Origin of the sequence: Rhodococcus sp. 14-2470-1a, assembly GCF_002259425.1 — a bacterium.
Lineage (GTDB): Bacteria > Actinomycetota > Actinomycetes > Mycobacteriales > Mycobacteriaceae > Rhodococcoides > Rhodococcoides fascians_E.
The window spans coordinates 359618-383763 of sequence record NZ_NPFZ01000024.1 but is presented as its reverse complement, the minus strand read 5'-3'; the positions used below and the strand labels follow the sequence as shown (position 1 = coordinate 383763).

24 protein-coding genes are annotated in these 24146 nt (G+C 66.6%); 12 read left to right on the top strand and 12 right to left on the bottom strand.

Features of this window, described 5'->3' with window-relative positions:
* The first annotated feature begins 105 nt into the window (after positions 1-105).
* Positions 106-309 carry a zinc-ribbon domain-containing protein gene (locus tag CH292_RS13150; protein ID WP_094654934.1) on the top strand — a complete coding sequence of 68 codons (204 nt, stop codon included), beginning with the start codon at positions 106-108 and terminating at the stop codon, positions 307-309.
* A 103-nt stretch (positions 310-412) separates the two neighbouring features.
* Here CH292_RS13150 and CH292_RS13145 read toward each other — a convergent pair whose 3' ends face one another.
* The 5 genes from CH292_RS13145 to CH292_RS13125 form a co-directional block, all read right to left on the bottom strand.
* Positions 413-1354, bottom strand: coding sequence for a TAXI family TRAP transporter solute-binding subunit (locus tag CH292_RS13145; RefSeq protein WP_094654933.1), 942 nt, complete (start codon positions 1352-1354; stop codon positions 413-415).
* A 25-nt stretch (positions 1355-1379) separates the two neighbouring features.
* Positions 1380-2741, bottom strand: a complete 1362-nt coding sequence (locus CH292_RS13140) for an MFS transporter (RefSeq protein WP_094654932.1) — start codon at positions 2739-2741, stop codon at positions 1380-1382.
* 121 nt (positions 2742-2862) lie between these two features.
* Positions 2863-4245 carry a HAMP domain-containing sensor histidine kinase gene (locus CH292_RS13135; protein WP_094654985.1) on the bottom strand — a complete coding sequence of 461 codons (1383 nt, stop codon included), beginning with the start codon at positions 4243-4245 and terminating at the stop codon, positions 2863-2865.
* A gap of 13 nt (positions 4246-4258) precedes the next feature.
* The gene (locus tag CH292_RS13130; RefSeq protein WP_019665705.1) at positions 4259-4918 is read right to left on the bottom strand and encodes a response regulator transcription factor; all 660 of its coding nucleotides are present in this window, start codon (positions 4916-4918) and stop codon (positions 4259-4261) included.
* A 54-nt stretch (positions 4919-4972) separates the two neighbouring features.
* The gene (locus CH292_RS13125) at positions 4973-6103 is read right to left on the bottom strand and encodes a citrate/2-methylcitrate synthase (RefSeq protein ID WP_037139681.1); all 1131 of its coding nucleotides are present in this window, start codon (positions 6101-6103) and stop codon (positions 4973-4975) included.
* A gap of 57 nt (positions 6104-6160) precedes the next feature.
* Between CH292_RS13125 and CH292_RS13120 the strand changes: the two genes are divergently transcribed.
* Entirely contained in the window at positions 6161-7411 is a 1251-nt protein-coding gene (locus tag CH292_RS13120) for a citrate synthase (protein ID WP_094654931.1), read from the top strand.
* A gap of 80 nt (positions 7412-7491) precedes the next feature.
* Entirely contained in the window at positions 7492-7647 is a 156-nt protein-coding gene (locus tag CH292_RS28905) for a hypothetical protein (protein ID WP_167336912.1), read from the top strand.
* A 13-nt stretch (positions 7648-7660) separates the two neighbouring features.
* Here the strand turns inward: CH292_RS28905 and CH292_RS13115 are convergent, their stop codons facing one another.
* The 3 genes from CH292_RS13115 to CH292_RS13105 all read right to left on the bottom strand — a co-directional run bounded on the left by CH292_RS13115 (position 7661) and on the right by CH292_RS13105 (position 12307).
* A complete protein-coding gene (locus CH292_RS13115; RefSeq protein ID WP_094654930.1) occupies positions 7661-8083 on the bottom strand; it encodes a hypothetical protein in 423 nt (140 codons plus the stop codon).
* 37 nt (positions 8084-8120) lie between these two features.
* Entirely contained in the window at positions 8121-9527 is a 1407-nt protein-coding gene (locus CH292_RS13110; protein ID WP_019665700.1) for a carotenoid oxygenase family protein, read from the bottom strand.
* A 92-nt stretch (positions 9528-9619) separates the two neighbouring features.
* Positions 9620-12307 (bottom strand): LuxR family transcriptional regulator, encoded by a 2688-nt coding sequence (locus CH292_RS13105; RefSeq protein ID WP_094654929.1) that lies wholly within the window; start codon positions 12305-12307, stop codon positions 9620-9622.
* Positions 12308-12485: 178 nt separating this feature from the next.
* On the opposite strand from CH292_RS13105, the gene CH292_RS13100 reads away from it, so the two are divergent.
* A complete protein-coding gene (locus tag CH292_RS13100) occupies positions 12486-13118 on the top strand; it encodes a hypothetical protein (protein WP_094654928.1) in 633 nt (210 codons plus the stop codon).
* Between the two features lie 90 nt (positions 13119-13208).
* On the opposite strand, the gene CH292_RS13095 is transcribed toward CH292_RS13100, so the two are convergent.
* Positions 13209-13673 carry an SRPBCC domain-containing protein gene (locus tag CH292_RS13095; RefSeq protein ID WP_020110572.1) on the bottom strand — a complete coding sequence of 155 codons (465 nt, stop codon included), beginning with the start codon at positions 13671-13673 and terminating at the stop codon, positions 13209-13211.
* A gap of 112 nt (positions 13674-13785) precedes the next feature.
* On the opposite strand from CH292_RS13095, the gene CH292_RS13090 reads away from it, so the two are divergent.
* The 3 genes from CH292_RS13090 to CH292_RS13080 all read left to right on the top strand — a co-directional run bounded on the left by CH292_RS13090 (position 13786) and on the right by CH292_RS13080 (position 16770).
* Positions 13786-14805, top strand: coding sequence for an ABC transporter substrate-binding protein (locus CH292_RS13090; protein ID WP_094654927.1), 1020 nt, complete (start codon positions 13786-13788; stop codon positions 14803-14805).
* 87 nt (positions 14806-14892) lie between these two features.
* Complete coding sequence (locus tag CH292_RS13085) at positions 14893-16155, top strand: hypothetical protein (RefSeq protein ID WP_256978098.1); 1263 nt, start codon at positions 14893-14895, stop codon at positions 16153-16155.
* A 30-nt stretch (positions 16156-16185) separates the two neighbouring features.
* Positions 16186-16770, top strand: a complete 585-nt coding sequence (locus CH292_RS13080; RefSeq protein WP_230620934.1) for a hypothetical protein — start codon at positions 16186-16188, stop codon at positions 16768-16770.
* Here the strand turns inward: CH292_RS13080 and CH292_RS13075 are convergent.
* Positions 16754-17422: a glycoside hydrolase family 25 protein gene (locus CH292_RS13075; protein WP_256978097.1), complete on the bottom strand. Its 669-nt coding sequence runs from the start codon at positions 17420-17422 to the stop codon at positions 16754-16756. The genes CH292_RS13080 and CH292_RS13075 overlap by 17 nt on opposite strands.
* A gap of 106 nt (positions 17423-17528) precedes the next feature.
* Here CH292_RS13075 and CH292_RS13070 point away from each other — a divergent pair, with 106 nt between their 5' ends.
* Positions 17529-18512, top strand: coding sequence for an ABC transporter substrate-binding protein (locus CH292_RS13070; protein ID WP_094654924.1), 984 nt, complete (start codon positions 17529-17531; stop codon positions 18510-18512).
* A 39-nt stretch (positions 18513-18551) separates the two neighbouring features.
* Complete coding sequence (locus CH292_RS13065; RefSeq protein ID WP_094654923.1) at positions 18552-19325, top strand: hypothetical protein; 774 nt, start codon at positions 18552-18554, stop codon at positions 19323-19325.
* 21 nt (positions 19326-19346) lie between these two features.
* Here the strand turns inward: CH292_RS13065 and surE are convergent, their stop codons facing one another.
* On the bottom strand, positions 19347-20099 hold the full coding sequence (gene surE, locus CH292_RS13060) for a 5'/3'-nucleotidase SurE (RefSeq protein ID WP_094654922.1): 753 nt from the start codon (positions 20097-20099) through the stop codon (positions 19347-19349).
* Positions 20100-20102: 3 nt separating this feature from the next.
* The gene (locus CH292_RS13055; RefSeq protein WP_256978096.1) at positions 20103-21047 is read right to left on the bottom strand and encodes a 1-phosphofructokinase family hexose kinase; all 945 of its coding nucleotides are present in this window, start codon (positions 21045-21047) and stop codon (positions 20103-20105) included.
* A gap of 115 nt (positions 21048-21162) precedes the next feature.
* Here CH292_RS13055 and CH292_RS13050 point away from each other — a divergent pair, with 115 nt between their 5' ends.
* Genes CH292_RS13050 through CH292_RS13040 form a run of 3 tightly spaced genes read left to right on the top strand, consistent with a single transcriptional unit; the run spans position 21163 to position 24139 of the window.
* Positions 21163-22461: an ABC transporter substrate-binding protein gene (locus CH292_RS13050; protein ID WP_094654920.1), complete on the top strand. Its 1299-nt coding sequence runs from the start codon at positions 21163-21165 to the stop codon at positions 22459-22461.
* On the top strand, positions 22461-23336 hold the full coding sequence (locus CH292_RS13045) for a carbohydrate ABC transporter permease (RefSeq protein ID WP_094654919.1): 876 nt from the start codon (positions 22461-22463) through the stop codon (positions 23334-23336). Before CH292_RS13050 ends, CH292_RS13045 begins: the two co-directional genes overlap by 1 nt.
* The gene (locus tag CH292_RS13040) at positions 23333-24139 is read left to right on the top strand and encodes a carbohydrate ABC transporter permease (RefSeq protein ID WP_019665687.1); all 807 of its coding nucleotides are present in this window, start codon (positions 23333-23335) and stop codon (positions 24137-24139) included. The genes CH292_RS13045 and CH292_RS13040 overlap by 4 nt, the downstream gene beginning before the upstream one ends.
* Positions 24140-24146 lie beyond the last annotated feature (7 nt).

Below are 24146 nucleotides of genomic sequence, written 5' to 3'. Positions count from 1 at the left end.
GTTGGCCACGGCACCCAGCCGCCCGGGACCACCCGGGCGGGGCTGGGTGCCAGAGGTGTTGGGCAAGCACCGCGGCGTCCGCGCAGAAATCGCTAGGCTGGCCAGGTGTTCGTCCTCTTCGGTTACGGCAGCAAGCAAAAACACCTCGGCGCAGGCCAGACCCGAACGTGCCCTCGGTGCAACAACACCACGCAGTGGTCGCGGATCCGGACGTACACACAGTTCACGGTGTTCTTCATCCCTGTCGCGCGGTGGAGCCGCCGGCAACTCGAACAGTGCAGCATCTGCGGCACCGCCGTCGAGGCCTGACCACCCACAACTCGGATGTAACTGCGCCTTCCAGGTCAACCGTCCTCGGGCACAGGGTCACCATGCGGACCCCACTGACTCCCGGGGAGCACTTGCTCATGCTTCATCCGTGCCTGCGGCGGTACTCCGCCTCGGCTCCCGGGTGAAGCGGGATCGCACCGGTCATGACGAGCGACCGGGCGTCGAGGAACTGACTGCCGATCGCCTGGCGAGGAACCAACGCCGACGACCTGTCCAGCAGCACGCTCACCAACGATGCGACCATCTCGTCCGGCACATCCGGGCGGACCAGCAGCAGATTCGGGATGCCCACCGTCGTGACCTCGGGGTGCTCGCCGTACACACCCGCCGGCACCGGCACCGCCTCGTACGCCGTCCCGAATTCACTCCTCAGACCCGCGACCACTCCGCCCAGATCGAGTAACCGCACCGGCACCGGCGGATCGGCGAACGCAGGCGTCGGCAACCCACCCGCCCACATCACCGCGTCGACGTCGCCGGCGTACAACGCATCGGCCGCCGCGTTCATCGACATCTGCACCTCGCGAACAGCGTCGGGCAGCCCCGCTGCGTCGAGCACCCGGCGGGACACCAGCGTCGCGCCGGAGCCGGGAGCGCCGATGCTGACCGACCGTCCGCGCAGGTCGGCGACGGACTCGATCCCGGAATCGGCACGCACGGCGATCTGGAAGTAGTTCTCGTACACGCAGCCCACCGCCGTCAGATCCTGGCCCGGATGGTCGTACGCCGCGTCCGCGAGTGTCATCGCCAACTCGGCCCGCCCGGACTGCAGCGCATCGAGATTGTCGACGGAACCCTCCGTCGTCAGCGGGACGATGTCGGCTGCTCCGGCGCCCGCGGCCGCGTCGGCGAGCAGTCCGCCGAACTCCCAGAAGAAGCCGCCGATCTCACCGGCCGCGAGACGCACCCGAGGGGACGGCTCCGACGAGCACGACACCGAGGCCCCTGTCGCCGCACCGACGGCGAGAACGCCGGCAGCCCGCAGAACTGCTCTTCGCGAGAGCAGCACTGCGGGCTGGACCATGGTTCTCACCTTAAGGCGAGGTCGCTCACTGGAAGGCGCGACCCTGTTCGCGGTCCAGAACCGTCTCGGTCTTGTTCCGCAGAACGAAGATGTAGACCACCAGCGACACCGCGATCACCACCGTCACGTAGAGGATGAACCACGAGACGTGGCCACCGTTCTTCGCGGCCTGGTAGATCAGCGGCGCCGTGCCACCGAACGCCGAGTTCGCCAACGCATACCCGAGGCCGACGCCCAAGGCACGCACGTGCGACGGGAACAGCTCCGCCTTCACGATCGCGTTGATCGAGGTGTAGCCGGTCAGGATGACGTAACCCACGCACACCAGCGCGAGCGACTCCACCACCGACGTCGCGGACGGCAGGTACGTGATGAGCACGTAGGTGTACAGGACACCGCCGATACCGAAGAACACGAGCAGCGGCTTGCGACCGACCCTGTCGCTGATCATTCCGCCGATAGGCTGCAGCAACATCAGGAAGATCAGGCCGAAGAGGTTGATCCACGTCCCGGTCATGCCGCGGTCCTCGTACGCCGTCTTGATCATCGACGGAGCGTTGACGCTGTACGTGTAGAACGCGATGGTGCCGCCGATCGTGACCATGAAGCACACCAGCAACGGCCGCCAATGATTCAGCACCAGCTCCTTCATCGATCCCGACGCCCGATCGGCACCACTGCGCACGGCCGCCAGCTGATCCTTCGTCAACGATTCGTCCATGCTGCGACGCAGCCAGAACACCACCACCGCAGCGACACCGCCGATGAAGAAGGCGATTCGCCAACCGAACTCCTCGATCTGCGCCCGGTCCAGGAACGCCTGCATGATCAGCAGCGTCACCTGTGCGAGCACGTGTCCACCGACGAGGGTGACGTACTGGAACGACGAGAAGAATCCCCGACGCTCCCGCGTGGCGGCCTCGGACATGTACGTCGCCGACGCGCCGTACTCGCCGCCGGTCGCGAAGCCCTGCACCAGACGGCACAGGATCAGGATGACCGCGGCCCACACACCGATGCTCTCGCGTCCCGGAGTCAGCGCGATGACCAGCGAGCACGCGGCCATCATCGAGACGCTGAAGGTCAGCGCAGCACGTCGGCCGTTGCGGTCGGCGTAGCGGCCGAAGAACCACGACCCCACCGGACGCATCAGGAACGTGACGGCGAAGATCGCGTACACGTAGACGGTCGAGTTCTTGTCCGCCGAATCGAAGAACTGATTCTCGAAGTACGTCGCGAAGACGGTGTAGACGTACACGTCGTACCACTCGACGAGGTTGCCCGACGACCCGCGGAGCGTGTTGAACACCGCACGCCGAGTCGCCGCGGGAGACGAAACGGGGGCGGACCGCGGTGAGTCAGCGGTCGAGGTGGCCTCGTTGGCCATGGGCAGTCCTTCCACAGGGGGCTCGTGCTGGTCGCCGCGAGCTGTGCGGCAACCGTCGTGCCCCTACTGTGACCCCAGGCACAGCCTCCGACAAAACCGTTTCCGATTTCCTAACACTCTCTTAGGAAAGGACCGCCGGTACTGCCAGCTCGACGCGCAGACCCGATGGCACACCCGCGCTGACCTGCAAGGACCCTCCTGCTCGCTCGGTCAAGGCGTGGACGATCGACAAGCCGAGCCCGGTGCCCTCACCGCCGACCCCCGGCGCCCGATAGAACCGGTCGACCACCTTCGGCAGCTCGCTCGTGGGCACTCCCCGACCCGTGTCCGCCACCCACACGAGCACCTGACCGTCGCCGCCCCGGCACCCGATCTCGACAGCCGAACCGGCGCCCGCGTACTTCGTGACGTTGCTCAGCAGCGCATCGAGAATCCTGATCATGTCGTCCTCCGGCAACGCCGCGCGGGGCACGTCGTCCGCGACGGCGAGCGAGTAGGACATCCCCGCGACAGTCAGTGTGGTCGACCAGAATTCGACGCGGCTCAGTATCGCCGCCCGGGCGTCACACCCCGTCGTCCGCGCGCCGGCCGGCGTCTCGGCAGCCGCGAGGACCAGAAGATCCTCGACGACGGTACTCAGCCGATCCACCTCCAGAGTCGTCTTCAGGTGTGCCTCGGACGCCGACTCCGGCACCCTCATACCCAGCACATCCAGTCGAATACGCAGTGCAGCCAACGGATTACGCAACGCATGAGCGGTGTCCGCGACCAGCCGACGCTGAGCCGCAGTGGCCGCCTCCACGTCGTCGGCCATGGCGTCGAACGCACCGGACAGCTCACGCACCTCCGGCGGCCCGACGTACTCGGTCGACTCGGGCCTTTGCGCCTCCTCCGCCGGCAGCTCGGCGTGGAACTTGTCACCGAACGACTGCACCCGCGACGACAACGCCGTCAACGGCCGAACCACCCAGCGCGACAACGCAGCAGCGATCACTGCCACGGACACCAGGATCAGCAGCGCACCGGCGCCGATGACCACCCACGCCACCGCCACGTCTCTACGCGCCGCATCGGTCGACGCATCGATCACCACCGCACCGTCCACCTGGGTTCCACCGCCGACGGGAGCCGCGACCAGCACCTCGGACTGAGCCCACGGCGTCAAACTCGAAGGGACGTCGCCGCGTTGGTTACGTAACGCTCCCGACACGGCCTCCTGCACATCCGGCCGGTCGACGTCGATACCCGCCGACGCACGCACCACACCGCCCCGGTCGACGATGGCGAGGCCCTCGCCGTACAGAGAGTGGTAGCGCTGCACGGACTCTCGCAACCTCGGCACCCCGGACTCGTCCTCCCGCGAGGACAACTCCGCGAAGAACGTCGCTGCCGCGGCGCGGTTCTCGCCGAACCTCTGCACACGTTCCCGCCCCACCAACACCGCCAGAGGCACCGCAAGCGCGAGCACGACGACGATGGAGTAGATCATCAACACGACCAGCACCCGGCGTCGCACGTCAGGTGTCCCAGCGGTAACCGAAGCCGCGGATGGTGACGATCGCCCCGGGGCGCCCGAGCTTGGCCCGCAGCGCAGTCATGTGAACGTCGAGCGTGCGCGAGATCGCCACGTACGCATCACCCCAGATGGCGTCCATCAACTGCTCGCGGCTCACGGCTTCGCCCCGCCTCGTCACGAGGTGAGCCAGCAGTTCGAACTCCTTGGTCGTCAGCCCGATGTCTCTGCCGTCGACCTCGACACCGCGTCCCACGAGATCGACCACGACATCGCCGAGCACCACCCGGTCCGCCGAGGACTCGGCGGCTGCACTGCGACGCCGCGCCGCGACCTCCAGCCGCGCATGCAGCTCACCGAGCCGAGCGGGCTTCACGACGTAATCGTCGGCACCGCCGCGGAGAGCCCGCACCACCGACCGTTCGTCGTCCCGCGCCGTCAGCACCACCACCGGCACGGCACTGAGGGTTCGGAGCTTGCGCAGCACCTCGAGCCCGTCCATGTCCGGCAACCCCAGGTCCAGCAGCACGACGTCCATGTCGTGGTATCCGAGCAGTACATCCGCTCCCCGGCGCATCCGAACGGGCGCGTGGCCGACCTCGGTCAGCGCCTCGACCAGCGCCTCACCGACTCCGTCGTTGTCCTCCACCACCGCGATACGCATCCACCACAAGATATATCCGACGTGGGCGCAGCGGCCCGGGGACACCGAAACCGGTCACAGCGGAGGAAGCGCTTGGGGTGCCTCGGGGCCGTCGTACCGGGCGATGGGCCGGATGATCTTGCTGTCCGCGGACTGCTCGACGATGTTGGCGCACCACCCGACGATCCGGCTGCACGCGAAGGTCGGCGTGAACATCGACCTGGGTATCCCGCACAGCTCCATCAGCACGCCCGCGTAGTACTCGACGTTCGCGTAGAGCTTCCGGTCCGGTTTCAGATCCGCCAGCGCCGCGGCGATCACCTTCTCCACCTGGGCGGCTTTGTCGATCAGTTCACCTCCCAGCTGCTGCGCAGTCTCACGGAGCATCACCGACCGGGGGTCCTCGGTGCGATACACCGGGTGCCCGAACCCCATGATGCGTTCACCCGCAGTGATTTTCGACCGTGCCCAGGAATCCGCGTCCGCCAGGTCGGCAATCTGGTCCAGCCCGTCCAACGCCCGATCCGGTGCGCCTCCGTGCAGCGGTCCGGCGAACGCGCCGATCGCCGCACACACGGCGGAGGCGATGTCCGACCCCGTCGACGCGACCACTCGCGCCGTGAAGGTCGACGCGTTGAACCCGTGATCGATGGTCGCCGTCAGGTACCGGTCGACGGCCCTGGCACGAGGGTCGCTCGGAACGTCGCCGCTGATCATGAACAGCCAGTTCTGCGCCGTCGTCAGATCCTCCCGCGGTTCGATCGGCTCCTGACCCGACCGAAGGCGATGAACCGCAGCCAGAACGGTGGGCGTCACCGCACACAGGCGCAACGCCGTCGCTCGTTTGTCGGCGTCGGTGGATTCGTACAGCGGAACAGCACCGGGCAGGCCGGACAGAACCGTGCGCAGCGCCAGAAGCGGCTGCTCCGGGCCGGTCGCGGCAACCGACGCCACGGCCTCGCGCACCTCCGCCGACAGGACCCGCAGCGGCGCGACCGTACGGCTGAACTCCGCCCGCTCGGACAGGCTCGGCAGTCGGCCCTCCACCATCAGGAACCACGCGTCCTCGAAGGTGCGGCTCTCGGCGATGTCGATCGCCGAATACTGACGGTAGTGATAGAAACCCTCGTCGCCTCGGACGTCACCGATCGACGTGGACGTGACGACGACGTTGTGCAGCCCACGCGGGGCCTCGAGAACGCTCATGACTTCTCTCCTCTGCTGGTCACCCACCACGATCCGCGTTAACATTGATCGTTGTCAATGTTGATCGAGTCAATGTTCAGCACGCTGAACCGAGAGGCGGAGATGCCATCCCCCGACGGCCGAGACCTCCTCACCACCGCACAGGCCGCAGCCCGGTTGGGGGTCAAACCCGAAACCGTCTACGCCTACGTCAGCCGGGGGTTGCTGACCAGCAGTCGTCTCCCCGGCGTCAGGGGCAGCGTCTTCGACGTCGAGGAAGTCGAAGCACTCGCGAGTCGAGACACCGCTCGCCGCACCGACATCGGGACGGTGGAACGGATCAGAACTCGGATCACTCTGCTGGACGACGATCACCTGTACTACCGCGGCCGCAACGCCGTCGACCTGACTACCTACTCGTTCGAGTCGGTAGCACACTTCGTGTGGACAGGACACCTGGACTCGGATCGCAGGTTCCACGTCGATCCCGTTGTGGCACAAAAGTGCCGAGATGCCGCCGCGTCACTGTCGCCGGATTGCCGATTCATCGACCGTATCCGCCTCGCCGTCGACGTCGCCGCGACCCACCGTCCGATGCGTGTCGACATCAGCCCGAAATCGGTTGTATCCGAGGCCGGCCAACTGTCGGCGACCGTCGCTGCCTCTCTCACCGAAGCTGCGCCCGACACCTCCGTCGCGGAGTCGATGTGGGCTGCAGTGCGATCGGAGGCATCCGACCCTCGCGGACTGACCGTTCTACGAGCCGCCCTCGTGCTGATGCTCGACCACAGCCTGGCGGCGTCGACGCTCGCCGTTCGGGTCGCGGCTAGTACACGAGCCCACCTCTACTCGGTCGTCGCCGCGGGCCTGGGGTGCATCGACGGTCCACTGCACGGATCCGCGGCCGAGCCTGCCTACCGGTTCATTACGTCTGCGCGCGTCGACCCGATTTCCGCTCTGGCACAGCATCTTCGATCCGGCGAGCGCGTCCCCGGGTTCGGTCACGTGATCTACACCGACCGGGACCCTCGCGCCCAGGAATTGCTTCGGCTGCTCCGCGACCCGGCAAGCGGCGCGAACGCCGCCGTGATGGCAGCCGCGGACATCGTGATCGACGAGATGCGCGATCGGTTCGACACGTTCCCCAACTCCGATTTCGCGCTCGCCACGTTCACGTGCGCCTTCGATCTCCGGCCCGACACCCCGGAGGCACTGTTCGCGTTCGCCCGTATTGCCGGGTGGACCGCGCACGCCCTCGAAGAGTACGACGAACCGCCCCTTCGCTTTCGAGTGCCCGGTATCTACACAGGCATCCGGCCGCGCACCTGAACAGCTCCCGTCAGTCCTGTGTAGTTTCCGCCGAAACGGGCACACTCTCCTCGACCGCGCTTCGAACCCCAGGAGATCTCATGACGATGCCCAGCGACGCCGACGCCGCAGTGGAATCCCACGGCACCAACGACGGCCCCCGCGACCACCCGGCGGACGAGAACACTGCCGTGGGCGCACACGTCGACGACGAGAACGTGCCACACCCTCCGCGCGACGACGAGTCGACGGGCTAGCTCGACAGCCGAACTACGGAACGTAGAAGGTGGCGAACCCGGGAACCGTCGTGCCGTAAGCGGGAACGGCGACCAGAGCTACCTGCCCCGGCCCGGTCCGCAGTACCGCCTCGCGCGGCGCGCCGCCCAGACCGTCGGACATGCGGGCCGCACCTGACGCCCCGGTGGAGAGGTTCACCCAGCGCACGTCGGCGACCTGATAGCACCCAGGCCTGCCGTCGGCCGGGCTGGTGACCCTGGCGACCCCCGGTTGCTCGCCGAGTACCGCTACGCAGCGGACCTCGGGCGAATCGAAGCTGCCGTTGGTGTTACCGTACGGCGCCGGGTCGATCTGAAACGGCACCGTGACCTCCGCGGACGCGACTGCAACCGGACCGAGAACCGCCCCGATCGCGACCGCCCCACACACCGTCAGTCTCCGTACGAACGTCTTCATGGGTTCGATCCTCCACCCGATGACGGTACGGCGCGCCTTATTGGACCCAAATGCCGTGCAATCCCGCGGGAACACGGATGGGCAGCTCGATCGTCGCCAGCGGCCCGTCCGCCGGGTTGTCGGCGTCCAGGATGTAGAAGCGGGATTTCAGATCCTCGGGATCGGTGCCGATCGCACCCCAGTAATCGTGCGTCTCACCCGGAATGTAGATCGGTTCGCCGATCGCCACTCCCGGAGACCACACCTCGTCGCGCCCGGAGTGCACGTCGTGGAAGAACAGTGATTCGAGGAATCCGTCGTCGACCTCGGATTTTCCGACGGTGGCGATGCGGCCGTGATCGAGCGTCAGCAACCTGTCGTCGACACGAGGGAACTCGATTCCGAACCGGTCACTGATCTGCGTACGGCTCACCGCACCGGTGACGGGATTCAGCAGCGCCCGCGTCAACGCCGGGTTGTTGACGCCCGTCGGCTTCGTCAGGCCACCGGGAAAGAGGTGTTCGACGTAGTCGACAGTGACGGTACCGTCGGGATTGTCGAAGGCGTTGGCGAAGTGCCACACCCAGAACGCCTCCGTGTCGATCCACCGAATCGCGCCACCGTCGCGGGGGATCAGCGCGATGCGGGTTCCTCGGTCCGGCTGCCACGACAGCAGCGCTCCACCGGTCATCGCGGCGGCGAGATCGAACGCCAACGGATTGACGAACAGCACCACGTACTTCTGCGTCAACGCCATGTCGTGAATCATGTAGGGCTTGTCGAGACCGTCGACGGGAGTCGGCGACAGCAACACCCTGCCGTCGGCGCCGACGATCGACCACGTCAGATACGGCGCCTCCAGCGAGTAGTTGAACAGCACCATCTCCCCGGTGTGCGGATCGATCTTGGGGTGCGCCGTGCTGCCGACCCGCATCGCGCCGTCACAATCCTCCTGCGCGAGCGTCGCGAGCTTCTCACGGTCCAGCAGGTACGGCCGGTCGCCTTCGGCCATCGCCAGGAGCTTGCCCGCGTGATCGACGATGTTGATGTCCGGCAGTTGACGCGTGGTGCCGGCGAGGGCATCGCCGACGACCGACGCCGGCGGCGTGTATCCGTCCATCACGCCGGACCAGATCGCCTCTCCCCGTTGCTCTTCGAGCTCGACCATCGGCGTCCGAACGAACCGATTGGTGTACGACGCTCGGCCGTCGGCGATGCCGACCCGGTGGACCATCCCGTCGCCGTCGAGGGGAAAGACGAACGATCCGATCGGGTCGAAACGCGGATTGGGTCCGTTCCGCAGGTAACTGCCCTTCAGGTCGGCCGGGATCTCGCCGACGACGTGCAGGTCGGCGACGTCCACCTCCTCGCGCTGCGGTGCGAACACACCGTTCAGGTGGGTGTGGTGGACGACGTCGACGGGCGCCGGCCGGTGCGGGTCGGTGGTGAGCGTGTCGTTCGTCATGAGGGGACTCCCGTTCGTCGGTGCGATGCTTCGATCCTGGTCTTCGGGACCGTGGAGGAACATCGGTCAGAGCACGTAGATATCCCTGCCAGTCACTCCCGGCGGCCGGCGACGAGGGCGGCGAGTTCCACTCGGGTACGCAGGCCCAGCTTGGCCAGCGCGTGCGAGACGTGCGTCTGCACGGTGCGCTGGGAGATGAACAGACTCTGCGCGATCTCCGGGCCGCTTCGACCGCTCGCCACCATGTCCGCGATGGTCGTCTCGGTCCGGGTGAGGCTGTCCCACCCCGTCCGCGGACGCTCCCGGACGGTCCGCGGATCCAACCGCACTCCCAGCGGACGCAGGCGCATGGCGATTCGCGAGGACAACGCGGTGGCGCCCATGTTCTGGGTGATCAGCAGCGCCGTCCGTGCATGCTCACGCGCAGTCACCTTGTCTCCCGACGCCGCGAGCTCGCACGCTGCTTCCTCCCAGGCTGCGGCCTCGGCGATGACGTTGCCTTCCCGGCGAGCGCTCTCCGCGCTCCGAACGGCCTGCGCGACGACGGACTCCGAATCACCCGCGCACAGGGCCCGAGCGAGAGCGACCGGTCCGACGCTCGCCACGGGCAGTGGATCGGAGATCTCCGCGAGGGTGTCGACGATCTCCGCGGCGAACTCACCGTCGTCGGTCCGCCGAGCCAGACGAGCGCAGTCGACGGCGAACGACGGAAGCCACCCGTAGATCCCCAACTCCCTGGCGCCACCCCAATACCTGCGGGCTGCGGCCACCGCAGGCAACAACTTGCGGCCGGACTCGAGCAACGACACCCGCGTCATACCGCAGATCGGCAGTCCGAACTGATGCGGCTGTCCCGAGTTCTCGAACGCATCCAACCGCGCGAGAGCCGCCTCCACGTCGCCTCGGTACACGTCGATCTGAGCGCGGGTGCCCTCCGCGATCGACGTCCACCCCATGTCCGCCGAGCCCGCACGTTCCAACCCGGCGTCGATGTGCGCGGCCGCGTCGTCGAGACGGCCTCTCTTCATCGCGATGCCTCCGCGGGTGAAGTCCTGGTACGCCGTCATCCACGCGGCACCGCGGTCGGTCCGCAGCTGCTGAGCGCGGTCCATCAGCGCTTCCGCCGCGACCGGCCCGTGCGCGTACAGCTCGATGAACGGCGGCCACACGTCCGCCGACGTACTGAGCTGAAACCCTGCGCCCACCGCGCCTTCCTGCTGGGACGCTTCGAGCGCCAGGTTCAACCCACTGTCGACAGCACCGGAGAGAAACCGTCGCAGAGCCTCGGTGACCAACACGCTGACCGGTCCCTGAACGGCCCCCAGCTCCCCGCCTGGCACCGGAGTGATGCCCTCCAACAGCGAGACGTACCGCTGCGTGTCCAGCAGACCCGCGCGGGTGGCGTCGTCGACGGGCATCTGCAGTGTCGACGAGATCAACCCGAGCGCGTGCTGCGACTTTCCTTGCGCGATCGAGGTGAACAGCAGCGTCCGGTACAGCAACGGCACGACGGCGGGATCGGTCGCGTTCGACAGACCCTGCGTTGCAACCTCGGCCGACCGGGCGAGCTGGCCGCTGCGCGCCAGTGCCGTCGCCAGGTCCAGCTCGAACGACCCGGCGACGGTGGCCGTCGCAGTCCCCAACAGGTCGACGGCAACCGCAGGAACGTACTGCAATTCCTCCTGCGCCCGGCTCACCGCCGCACCGAGCACCGACTCGTCCCCGCCCGCCGCGAGCAGGTGATGCGCCACCATCTGCCGGTTGCCCGCGGCCTCGTGGTGACGCGCGACCTCCGTGTGCAGGATCGCCCGAAGCGGCGGCGCCAGACCGTCGTACGCCACGTCGGCATAGACGTCGTGCGTGAACGTCAACTCCCCGCTCGGCGACGCGTCGATCATGCCCGCGTCGATCACCGTCTGCGCCGCCCCGACCATCACCGCGGCCGACGTGTCCCCCAGGTCGGCCAGCTCGGCCAGCGTGGCAGGCCCGCCCCACACCGCGAGCTTGCGAACGAGATCACGTGAGGATGCGTCGAGCAGCGAAAGCTGTTCCGCAATAGCGGATTCCAAGCTGCTGGACGCCGACGCGTCGAGCATGCTCGGCGCGGTTGCCCGGCCGTCCTTCACGACGACGGTGCCGTGCGCACGCAGCTCCGTCAGCATCGTCAACGCGTGCATCGGGTTACCACCCGACCGCGCCAGAAGCGTCGACAGCGCGGCGTCCGGCCACGCACCGAGTACCTCGTGGGCCAGCACCTCGAGATCCGCGGCGTCCATTGCCGGCAGATTCCACTCGCGGACGGTCGGACGGGCCAGCATCCGAGTCAACAGCTCACGGGTGGGCAGGTGGCGCCGCGCGACGAGCACCACCAACGGCAGATCCTTCGCCGCCGCGGCGAGGTGGGACAACACTTCCAGGCTGCCCGCGTCCGCGTTGTGCGCATCGTCGACGACCAGCAGCTGCGGCCGAACCGCGCACAGCGAGTCGACCGCTGCATAGAGCTCGGTGTCGAACCCGGCCGGAGCCGTCGTCGGCACGGCGACGCCGATGAGAGCCGCGGCCACCGCATAGGGCTGACGCCAGGACAACTCGTCGGCCGTCGCCCACCGCGTTTCGATGCCCCGGCCGGACACGAGTCGACGCAGCGTGTACGACTTGCCACTGCCCGGCCCGGCGGTGACCACCAGCGTCCGCGGACCGATGCCGTTCATCGCCAGGTCCAGCGCGGAGTCGATCTCGTCGACGATCGACCTGCGCGCCCCGGTGGACGGCAACTTCATGCATACGACGGTAACGCCGAGGCGGCGCCGACCTCGGCGGAACGCGTCGATTCATACATATCGGATGAGTGGCAGCGAATCGTGCGTGCCTACACCGATGATCTGCCACGCCGATCGTTGGAAGCTGATCTCATCGAATTCCGCTAGTCCGACGCAGTGCTGTCGAAAGGCTCCCACCATGCACGGCAAAATGATGATCCTCGGCCTGGCGCCTTGGGCGCTCTTCGCCATCCTGACCGAGAGAATGGGTGCGAGCGCTGTCGGGATCGCCGCACTGCTGGCCTGCGTGAGTTCGCTGGCGCTGGCGTTCGTCGGCCGCAGCACGTCCGTGTCCAGGGGCAACGGCGGCATCAAGATCATCGACGCGGCCGGCGTCGTGACCTTCGGGATCATCGCGGTGCTCGGGTTCCTCGGCAACAGCAGCCTGAACGACGCCCTGGCCGATTTCGGTCGCGGCGGCGCGACGTTCGTGCTGGCCGCCGTCATGGCCGTGTCCGTCGTGACGGTGCCGTTCACCGAGCAGTACGCCCGCGACTCGGTGGACCCGCAGTACTGGGGCACCCCGCGATTCCACGAGAAGAACAAGTCCATCAGCGCGATGTGGGCGGGCGTCGTGTTCGCGATGGCCGTCTGCCACGTCATCGCCGGTGCACTGGCGTCGTCCACCGAGATGACCAACAACCACCCGGGCAATCTCCTGCTCAACTGGGTCGTTCCCATCGCGTTGATCGTCTGGGCGGTCAAGCGCACCGGCAGGATCGCCGGCGATCACTCCGCGACGCCGAACAGCGCGACGCCTCAGGCCACCTGAACCGCGCACGACAACGCCGCGCCCACCGCCCGTGTCGATTCGAGGGCAGTGAGCGCGGCAGAGTCGGTAGCTACGTCAGGCTGACGCCGATCAGGTTGTCGCTTCCGCGTCCAGCAGGGACAGGGTGCTGTTCAACTGATCTTCCGTGACCAACGGGAACTTCACCTTCTCGAGAAGCTTCTTGTCCGTAACCTTCGACCAGTCGTACGTGTGACGCACCAGCGTCTCGTTGGGACCCTGAGACTCCAACTCCCACAGCCACTCCCACCCGGGAGGCTCGGTGCCCGCAGGCGCGGTGGTCCATGCGAGCAGCTTGTCCTTGGCGTAGCCGGTGACGTGATTGTCGGTCTGGTACTCGCCGCCCATGTGATCGCCGGCCATGTTCATCGTGAACACCTCACCGACCTTCTGGATGCGATCCGCATGATCCACCCCGCGGATGAAGCCGGAAGCATCGATCTTCTGATGCCGCTCGGGATTGGAGAGCACATCGAACACCGCGTCGACGGGAGCTTCGATGGTGCGTTCTACGGTGACCTTCGTTGTGTCGCTCATACAACTACGGTGCCCGACGATGAGGCCGCCTAAACGTTCCCCGGCCGATCGACGGCGCTGAGTAAGCGAAGGCTAACCTGAAGGTCCGCATTGTTCGACGTACAGGATCCTCATGAAGCTTCACATCACCGCAGTCACCGTCGCTGCGATCGCATCCCTCGCACTGGCCGGGTGCAGCACCTCCGACACCGCGAACGACAACGCCGCGACACCCGCAGCCGAAGGTTCGTTCCCGGTCACCGTCGACCACATGTACGGCGAGACGACAGTCGATGCACTACCGGAACGCGTCGCGACGTGGGGATTCGGCACCACCGACGCCGTCCTCGCCCTCGGCGTCGTACCCGTCGCCATCCCGTCGGCCGAATACGGCGGAGGCGACGACCTGATGTACCCGTGGGTGTCCGACGCCATCGAGGACCTCGGCGGACAGACCCCGGTTCTGCTCGACAACTCCGCGTACGAACTCCCCGTCGAACAACTCCTGGCCACCGATCCGGATGTGCTGATGGCACCGCACTCCGGACTCACCCAAGCCGAATACGACGCAGTGACCGCGGCAGGCGTCCCCGTCGTCGCGCCACCGGAAGAACTGTGGTCGACGCCGTGGCGTGACGTCATCACCACCACCGGGGACGTCCTGGGCCGCGCCGACGAAGCCCGCGACCTTGTCGCCGACCTCGATCGACAGGTCACCGATGCCGGTGATCAGCACCCCGAATTCGACGGTCGATCCATCGCCTACGTGTCCGAGGCGGCAGACGTCTACTACCTGCTCCTGCCGACGGATCCTCGCGTCGAACTGCTCGAGAATCTCGGGTTCACCACGCCCGAATCGGTGACGTCCCTCTCGAACGGTGAATCGCCGTTCTCCACCACCGTCTCGGCGGAGAACATCTCGACGATCGACGCGGACGTCGTGTTCACCCAGGTCGACACCGACCAGGCCTTGCAGGAGTTCCTGAATTCGGACGTGTCGCGACAGATTCCGGCCGTCGCGAAGGGCGCCGTAGCCGGATTCGTCGGCCAGGAGGCCGGTTCCGCGATCGGGCCGACGGCTCTGTCCATCCCCTTCTTCCTCCCGACCCTCGTCGACGGTCTGGCCGACGCAACGGAAGTCGCCGGCAGCTGACGCAGCCGCGGGTGTACGGTTGCTCCCACGGTGACCCGACGCCCGTGACGCTTCGCCGCACGGTTTCCCTAGTGCGTCGGGACTGACATGAGCAAGCCAGGAGTGGAGTCCGCGGAACGACCGAAGGCTCTGCGCGTATTCGTCGCAGGCTGGGTCATCCAAGACGGGTCGTTCCCACGTGCATCGGTGGGCGACGTGGTCGACGTCGCCCTCGAGCATCACTCGGCGGGACCCGTCCGCTCGGTGCTCGACGACAAACGCTGGGCCACAGCCCGTCCCGCCTTCGGAGCCGGTCCCCGAGGGCGGGACGGAGAACTCCGGTGGTTGCACCTCGTCCACGGCGACGGCTGGAGCGGGCAGTGGTGGGCGGATCGCCCCACGAACGGGTCGGTGATGCTCGACGGGATACTCAGCGCGGTCCTCGACGACCGGGCGATCGACCGACCCGCTCGGGTGCACGGTCGAATCGAGCGAATGCACCTCGTGCACAAGCAAGTCGAGAAAATCGACAACGGCTGGCGCGGAGTCGACGGAACCGAGCGCCTCGACGAGACCGACGCCGTCCCCACGGGTGATCCTTGGTGGGATCCCGAGCCCATCGAGAACGGCCACACGCAGACGACAGGCATCCTCGTCGAACTCGATCTCGATATGCTCTCACCACCAACGCCTTTCGCCGCGGGAGCCGTGTCAGCCGACGGCAGCGACGTCTGGGTCATGCATGCGTCGGACCCCGTCCTGTTGCGTGTCGAGGCAGCAGGCGCCGTTCCCGCGATCACCCGGTTTCTGTTGCCGCTCACCATCGAACCCACCGACGACCGCTGGACCCGACGCCTCCACGCCGTGCCCGGCGGGTGTTGGATCACGTCCGAACACGATGTCCACCGATGCACTGTCGTCGACGAGAACTCCGTGACCATCGACCGGTACGCAACCTCGGGCGCCCGGGCCTCGGCCATGGTCGACGGGTCCCTCTATCTGATCGACGCGTCCGGATCGCACATGATGCACAACCGTCGACACGGGGTGATCCGAACCTGGCCGAGCACGAAGATCCGGGTCCTCGACGAGCACCACCGACGCACAGTCGATGTCGCAGAGCAGGATCGGCCCGACATGACGTTCTCCCGAGCAGATCGCGCCTACGGCCCGCACGGAATCGAATGGCAGGTACACGAAACCGACGAGTTGCTGAAGCTCGACTTCGAGGCGGGAACGACGACGCGGATCGACCTGAACCGAGGCGTGGCCGATGGGCAGGTACGAAGCATCACCCCCAGCGCCTGGGACGACCCCGCCAACGCGGCACTCATCGCCTCCATCACGGTGCCCCGGCCGAAACGCGCGTGAACTCGGCGCCGACGTGGCACAGTGTCGTGGATGACCGACAGGCCCAGGGGGGCGCCGTGGTGGGTTGGACTGACGATCGTGGTCGCGGTACTCGCCGCTCTCGTGTGTCTGCTCGTGCTGTGGGCGTACGTACCGCCCGAACGTAACTACCTGTACTTCGCAATCGCGCAGGATGCCGCGCTCGCCGTGGCCGCGATGTGGCTGCTACTGGGCCTGATCGGGTGGGTGAAGTATCGGAGGCTACGGCTGACGGCAATCGCACCGGTGTTCGCACTGGTCACCGCCGTCCTCGTGGCGTTGTCCCTACCGTCGTCGTTCGCCTTCGCCGTATCCGAGGGCGCGCTGACTGCGACCGCTGAGGAGTGCCCCGACGTCGACACCGCCGAACGACGGGTCGGCCTGTACCGCGTCTGGCACACGATGCCGGTCGATTCAGACGCGACAGGGCAGGGCGGCTGCATGCTGTACCTACGCGGCGGTGGCCGAGTCGACGGCGTGGGCCTGGCCTACCTCCCGCTGGGAATCCCGAACTCGTACACGCACTATGCCGGACGGCCGGACATCGAGTACTCCCACTACGACGGTGAGTGGTACCAGTTCACACAGGTGTTCTGAACAGCTCCGCCAGCGCCGCGTCGTCGCCCCGAAAAGCATTGGCGTCGATGAATTGACCGGCCACCGAGGCACTCTCGGAGAACTGCAGGATCTGCACGGGCTTGCCTCCCATGTCCGCCCAGCCACCGAACCTGCCGGCGCCGCGCGCCGGCGCCCAGTTGTCCCCGGGATACAACCGGGAGGCGAAGTCACGCCCGGAGACGTAATCGCTGTTCCAGACCCCTACCGGTAATCGGTCCAGAGGTGCACTGCCCATTCGCGTTTCCCAGAACCAGCGCGGAAGATACACCGGAAGGAACCGCTGGAACCCCACCGCGCGGTAGGCGTCGAACCGCCGGAGAAGATCGTCCACCGACCCGCCGTTCGTCGTGTCCTCGTAATCCACTTGCAACGGAAAATCAACGCCGCCAGCGTGATTGCGCAGCGTCTCCGCTTCGGCCGCCGGGTCGGTGTTCGTTCGACAGAACACGTACCCGCCCCACCGCCCGGGAAAATGCGTCGCCATCTCCGCAGCGGCCCGCGGCCAGAACGGGTCGCGATACCCGGACCCCTCGGTGACTTTGTGCGTCGCGAACACGAACCCTTCCGCCTTGGCCGCGGCGAAATCGAAGTTGCCCTGATGATTGCTGACGTCGATACCGAACAGTGTCACACCGACCACGGTGCCACACACCTACGACACGGACCCTGGAGCTCGCCCTCGCCCGAAGCTGAGTTAGGGTTCCCTGACCAAACAAGCGGAATCACGGATCGGGTGGATGAGTTCGATGAGAATCGGTGCAGCGATAGTCGGCGCGGTACTGCTCGCAGGCGTCCTGACAGGGTGTTCCAGCTCGGAAAGCGAGACGACCTCCACCGTCCCCACCGGCGAGTTCCCTGTGACGATCGAGCACGTCTTCGGGAGCACCGAGGTGCCGTCGACGCCGGAACGCATCGTCACCCTCGGGGTCTCCGACGCCGACGTCGTACTCGCCCTCGGCCAGGTTCCGGTCGGAAACAGTGGTTTCGCGTTCTACGAAACCGGGCTCGGCCCGTGGGCCCAGGAACAAGTCGGCGACGCCGAACTCACCCGCATAGAGTCGGACTCGGAACCCAATCTCGAGCAGATCGCCGAGCTCGCACCCGACCTGATTCTCGGCCTCAACGCCGGGTTCGACGAGGCGACCTACAACAAGCTCAGCGAGATCGCACCCACCGTCGCGCGGCCGGTTGGCACTGCGGCGTACGCGGTCCCTCGCGCCGCTGCGACCGAGACCATCGCCACCGCAATGGGCATGAAGGACGAGGGGGTGCGGCTCAACGAGGAGACCGACGCCCTACTCGCCGACACCGTAGCCGCGCATCCCGAGTTCGCAGGCAAGACCGGAGTCGCCGTCATGTCCTACAGCGGCGTGTACGCAGGCTTCCTCCCCGGTGACGGACGTGGCCAGTTCCTCACCTCACTCGGTTTCGCGACGCCGCAGCCCGTACTCGACGGCGACACCGGTGACACGTTCTACGTCGAATTCTCGGCCGAGAACACGAACATGCTCGACGCCGACGTCATGCTCGTTCTCGGACCCGACGAGAACTTCGACATCGTCGCCGAGAACCGTGCGTTCGCCAACACCACAGCCGGTCGCAACGGTGCCATCGTTCCCGCCACCCTCGATCAGCGTGGCGCGATCACCTACAACTCGGTGCTGTCCATTCCCTACGCCATCGACACCCTGGTCCCCCGCATCGCGGACGCGCTTCGCTGAGTCCGGATTGACCGGTTCCACAACGGGGCAACACCCTGCATGCCGTCGCTACGACACCTGTCCCTCGCACCCCTCGCCGCCGTCGCCTGCGCACTCGCAGCCGCGGCACCGGCGTCGGCGCTCCCCGGTCCCGAGAACTTCGCCGACGTACCCGCTCGGACCTCGATCTCCTTCGAGCATTCGCCCAGCGGTCTGCGCGTGGGAACCGCCAACGAGAACGACGCCCGACCGGGCTTGTCCACGGTCAAGCTGTACCTGGCGGACTACGCACTACGCCACGGAGACGGGTCGGCCGGCGACCGCGATCTCGCGGCACGGATGATCCAATCCAGCGACGACGGCGCCGCGTCCGCACTGGACTCCAAGTACCCGAACGCGATCGACGCCACCGCCGCCGAATTCGGATTGCCGTCGACCTCCCGCGGAGGTTTCTGGGGTAGTTCCTACACCAGCACCGCGGATACCGTCCGCTTCCTGGAATCGAAGAAAGGAACCGACCCGGCGAGCCCGATCCTGGGATGGATGAACTCGTCGAGCCCCGTCGCCACCGACGGCACCCAGCAGGACTGGGGCACAGGCGAGCTCGCCGACGTGACCGGAACCAAATGGGGCTGGGCCGACGACGCATCCAGCGTCGTCGCATCCGCATCCATCGGCGACGGCTTCTCGATCGCCGCCAACACCTACGGCTCGGCCGCAGCCCAGACCGACGACGTCCTCGGCGCCCTCGGCGGCATCGACCTGTCCCCGGGAGTCGTAGCACCTCCCGCGGTACCCACCCTGGAGCAGTTCCTCGAAATGTTCGGGCCCTAGCTCGAACACCTCGACCAACGGTCAACCGCCTGCCAGGGACCCGAGAGAAGGATCGTCGACGGCGGTAGGGCCCTGCAGCACGGTGGCCGTAGCCCACTTCCGGGCGATCCACCCTGCATCGTTGTCGTCGTCTTCCTCGGCGGCGATCTCGTCGAACCTCACCGTCACGAATCCCTCACCACGATCGCCCATCTCGGCCTGCACTGCACCGAATCTGGCGAGCTCGGCGGCTTTGAGGCCCTGCAGTTCTCGCAGCGGGACGTCGGGAATATTGATGTTGAGTACCGAGTCCACCGAGCCGTGCTCGACCAGCCATGCCACCGCGTCGCGCACCACCGCTTCCGCGGTCTCCCAGTGCTGCGGGTCCGCAGACGCCACCGACGCCGCCATCGAGACGACGCCGTGCGACGACGCCGTCAGTGCCGCCCCGACCGTCCCCGAATGAAGGACTGCAGCACCGGTGTTGGGCCCATGATTGATGCCCGACAGCACCAGATCGGGCGGGTCACCGAACGCACCGCGGGTGGCGACGAACGCGATCAGGGCAGGCGAAGCCTCGACCGCATACACGGGGATGTCGAGTCCGTCGATGCTCCTCGTAGTCGTACCGAGCTTGCCTTCGGGCCCGACTCCCGTGAGCGACGCGCTCGCACCACTGCGCTCCTCGTGCGGCGCAGCAACCACCACGTCCAAACCCAGGTCCACCGCGACCTTCGCGAAAGTCGCAATACCTGCGCTGAAGACACCATCGTCGTTGGTGATGAGAGCACGCACGATCTACGTCCTTTCGTACAGTCGGACATCCACGGACTGCGTCAAACGTTCCACCAGATCTCGCTGCCCGCTACCGAGTCCGCGTCGGGTGACGTTCGCGCTGCCCGCACCGCCGCCCAGCCTCAAGGCATCCCTCGGCGACTGTCCGGCGGCCAGACCTGCCGCCATCCCAGCGCTCATCGAATCACCGGCACCGTGATGGTCGACCTGACTGAGGCCGGGAACGACGATCTCCCACACCTCGCCGTCGACGAGCGCCAACGCCGGTTCCGCCGCCCGTGACACCACGACGATCTCGGCACCCTCGTCGTGCATCGCTTTCATCGAGTCGATCAGGTCCTTGGGATCCTCGGACTCGGCCCGCCCGTCCTCGACAAGGTCTTCGTGGCTCACCTTGAGCACCGTCACTCCACCTTCGAGAGCCGCCGCCAACGTGGGACCCGACAGATCGGCCACGACCGGAATGCCGAGCACCCGCAGATCGGCGCACAAGCGGGTGTAGAGATCCGGTGGGACGACTTCGCCGGTGTGGGGGCCACCGATGATGGCGATGTCGCTGTCCGCACCGACGGCGAGGGATACCCCGAACAGGTCGTCGAGCGCATGCCGAGCAAGCGGAGGCGGGTCGATGGTGGCCACCTCGCGACGGTCCCCGTCGCGGCGATCGTGAACGTAGGAACCGCTTTCCTGCCCGATGTCGACGGCGGCGACCGTGATGCCCTCCCGCTCGATGAGATCCTTCAGAACACCACCGGTCTCGCCGCCGAATACGCCGCACAGAGTGACGTCGAGACCGAGAATCGAGGCCATCCTGGCGATCCAGTGGCCCTGCCCACCCGCGTGGACATGAAGCTCGGAGGTGCCGGACGGTGCTTTGTCGACGGTGACCGTCAACAGCGGGGATGGCGCGAAGACCATGGCTGTGGGTTTGTCTTTCGAATTCGGCACCGACTGGTAATAACCAGCCCCAACGGCTTCAAACGGACAATTCGCCGCCAGGTTTGGTAACGGTCGGTTTCGGTTACCTACGGCTGGCTTGCTGCCCCCATGATCGGAGACCGCCATGCCGCTCAATCGTCGCGCCTTTCTCGCCGGGACCGGTGCACTCTCGGTGCCGCTGTGGCTCAGCGCCTGCGGCTTCGTCGGAGGAGTCTCGCAGAACACGTCCAGCGAAGGCACCCTGACGTTCACCACCTGGGGCACCGATGCCGAACTCGCAGGCTTCCGCAACTCCATCGCCGCGTTCGAGGCCGCCAACCCCGACACCACGATCGAACTCAACGCCGTCCCGTACGAGCAGATGTTCACCAACATCGACGCCCAACTACAGGCAGGCAACCCACCCGACATCTTCCGGGTGCCGTACTACACCTTCGGCGCCTACGCGGGCCGCGGCCAACTGCTCGACCTGTCCCCGCACCTCTCGTCGGGCAGGCAGGGTCAGTTCACCGAAACCGCCTGGGCTGCAGTTCAGAACAACGGCACCCCGTTCGGGTTGCCGCACCACACCGACACGTCGGCAATCCTTGTCAACAACGAACTGCTCTCGGCTGCCGGGATCGACGAGGTTCCGACGAGCCTCGACGACGCGTGGACGTGGGACGAGCTGACGGCCATCGGCGACTCACTGCGTGGCTCACTGCCCGCCGACAAGTATCCGTGGGCCTACAACTGGCAGGGCAACGGTGTCACCCGGTGGCTGAGCCTGCTGTTCCAGGCGGGAGGCGCGTTCCTCGACGCGGATCAGAAGACTCCGATCATCGACTCCGACGAAGGCAGGCGCGCAGTCGAATTCGCGAGCTCGTTCTTCGACAAGGGTTTCGTACCGGCCAACAACACCATCGCGTCGTCCAGCTACGCCAGCGAATCGTGGTTCTCCCAGTCGGTCGCCATGGTGTGGTCCGGCGCCTTCCAGATTCCCGACGCCGAATCCACGGCATCGTTCGACTGGACGGCCACGTTCGCGCCGCGCGACCGCCGGGGCGGCGGCGACTTCGGCGGTAATGCTCTCGTTGCCACCGCCCAGACACAGCAGCCGGAACTGGCGACGGCGTTTCTCGAATTCCTCACCGACGCAGAGCAGATGCAGAGCTTCTGCCGAGACGCGTCGCTCCTGCCGACTCGTTCCGATCTGCTGAACTCCGACCTCGAGTTCACCGTGCGTCCCGAGCTCGCCCCGATCTTCGCAGCCCAGGCGACGACGGTTCAGCCCGAGGACGCGGCACAGGTGGCGTCGCCGTCGATGTCGGGGATCATCTCGGTGCTGAAGGAACAACTCGATCTGTCGTTCACCGGGTCGCAGGACAGTGCTGCCACCGTCGCGGCGCTGCAGAGCGGCATCGCGCAGGCAACCGGCTCCTGATGCCGGGCAAACGGAAGGAAGCCGTCGCAGCGGCAGGCTTTCTCGCGCCCAGCTACACATTGCTCGGAGTGTTCGTCCTCATCCCGTTGGTCGCCGCGTTCTGGGTCAGCCTGCAACGCACCGACGGATTCGGCAGCGGCACGTTCACCGGACTGGACAACTACTCTCGGCTGCTGAGTGATCCGCTCTTCTGGCGGTCTTTGGTGAACACGCTCGTGTTCACTGCACTGGTGACGCCGCTGTCGATGTTGTTCGGGCTCGTCGCGGCGGTACTGCTCAATTCTGCCCTGCCCGCTCGGCCGCTGTGGCGCGCGCTGATCATCCTGCCGATGGCGGTGTCCGGCGTCGCGACCGGGTTGATCGGCATCCTGATCTTCGACCAGAACTCGGGCGTACTGAACAACCTGCTGACGTTCTTCGGACTCCCCAGCATCGACTGGCAGTCCTCCCCCGGCCCGGCGTTCGCATCGATCGTGATCGCGACGGTGTGGTGGCGGACCGGACTGAACATGCTGATCTACCTCGCCGGCCTGCAAGGGCTCGGCCCCGACCTGCACGAGGCCGCCCGGCTCGACGGCGCAGGCGTCTTCCAGCGCTTCCGGTACGTCACGGTGCCGCTGCTCGGTCCGACGTCGTTCTTTCTGTTGGTGCTCAACGTCATCTACTCGTTCCAGGTGTTCGATCTCGTCTTCGTCCTCACCGGCGGTGGACCGGGCGGCGCAACGTCGGTGCTCGTCACCTACGCCTACGAAACAGGCTTCGTCACCCGCGATCAGGGATACGCCGCCGCCATCGGCATGGTCCTCTTCCTGTTCGCGCTGACCTTCGCCGCCGCGCAATGGCGAGCGAGCCGGACGAAGGATCTGGTCGAATGAAAGCCGTTCGCACGCTTGCCGTCGCCGTCATCGGCCTGATCACCGTTGCACCGCTGTACTGGATGTTGGCCGTCGCATTCTCGACGCGCAGTGAACTTCTCGGCGGCGGCGAATTGCGCCTGTGGCCGAGGCAACTCACCACCTCGAACTTCGATCGCGTCTTCTCGTCCTTCCCGGTGACGACCTGGCTCGGCAATTCCGTCGCCATCGCAGTCGCCACCACCATCATCTCGGTAGTGACGAGCCTGCTCGCCGGCTACGCGTTCGCGCACTTGAGATTCCGCTTCTCCACGCCGCTGTTCTTCGTCGCTCTCGCCACGATGGTCCTGCCGGTCCAGGTCATCATGGTGGCCTTGTTCCGCATCGTCGTCGGCCTCGAGCTCTACGGCACCTACTGGGCCGTGATTCTGCCGACCGCCGCGTCGGCGTTCGGATTGTTCCTCGCACGGCAGTTCATGCTCGGCATCCCGCGTGAACTGATCGAAGCAGCCCGGCTCGACGGGGCGAGCCAGTGGCAGATCTTCCGTCGCATCGTCCTACCGTTGTCGAGGCCGTTGATCGCCGTACTGACGTTCATGAGCCTGCTGTCGTCGTGGAACGATTTCGCATGGCCGTTGATCGCGCTGCGCGAGAACGAATTGTTCACTCTGCCGATCGGCCTGCTCTACCTGCAAGGTCAGGCCAACAGCGACTACGGCGCGACCATGGCCTTCGCGCTCGTCAACGTCGTCCCCATGGCCGTGGTGTTTCTCCTGTTCCAGCGATACTTCATCGCAGGCTTCGCGCGGAGTGGAATCAAGTAGGGTCGGC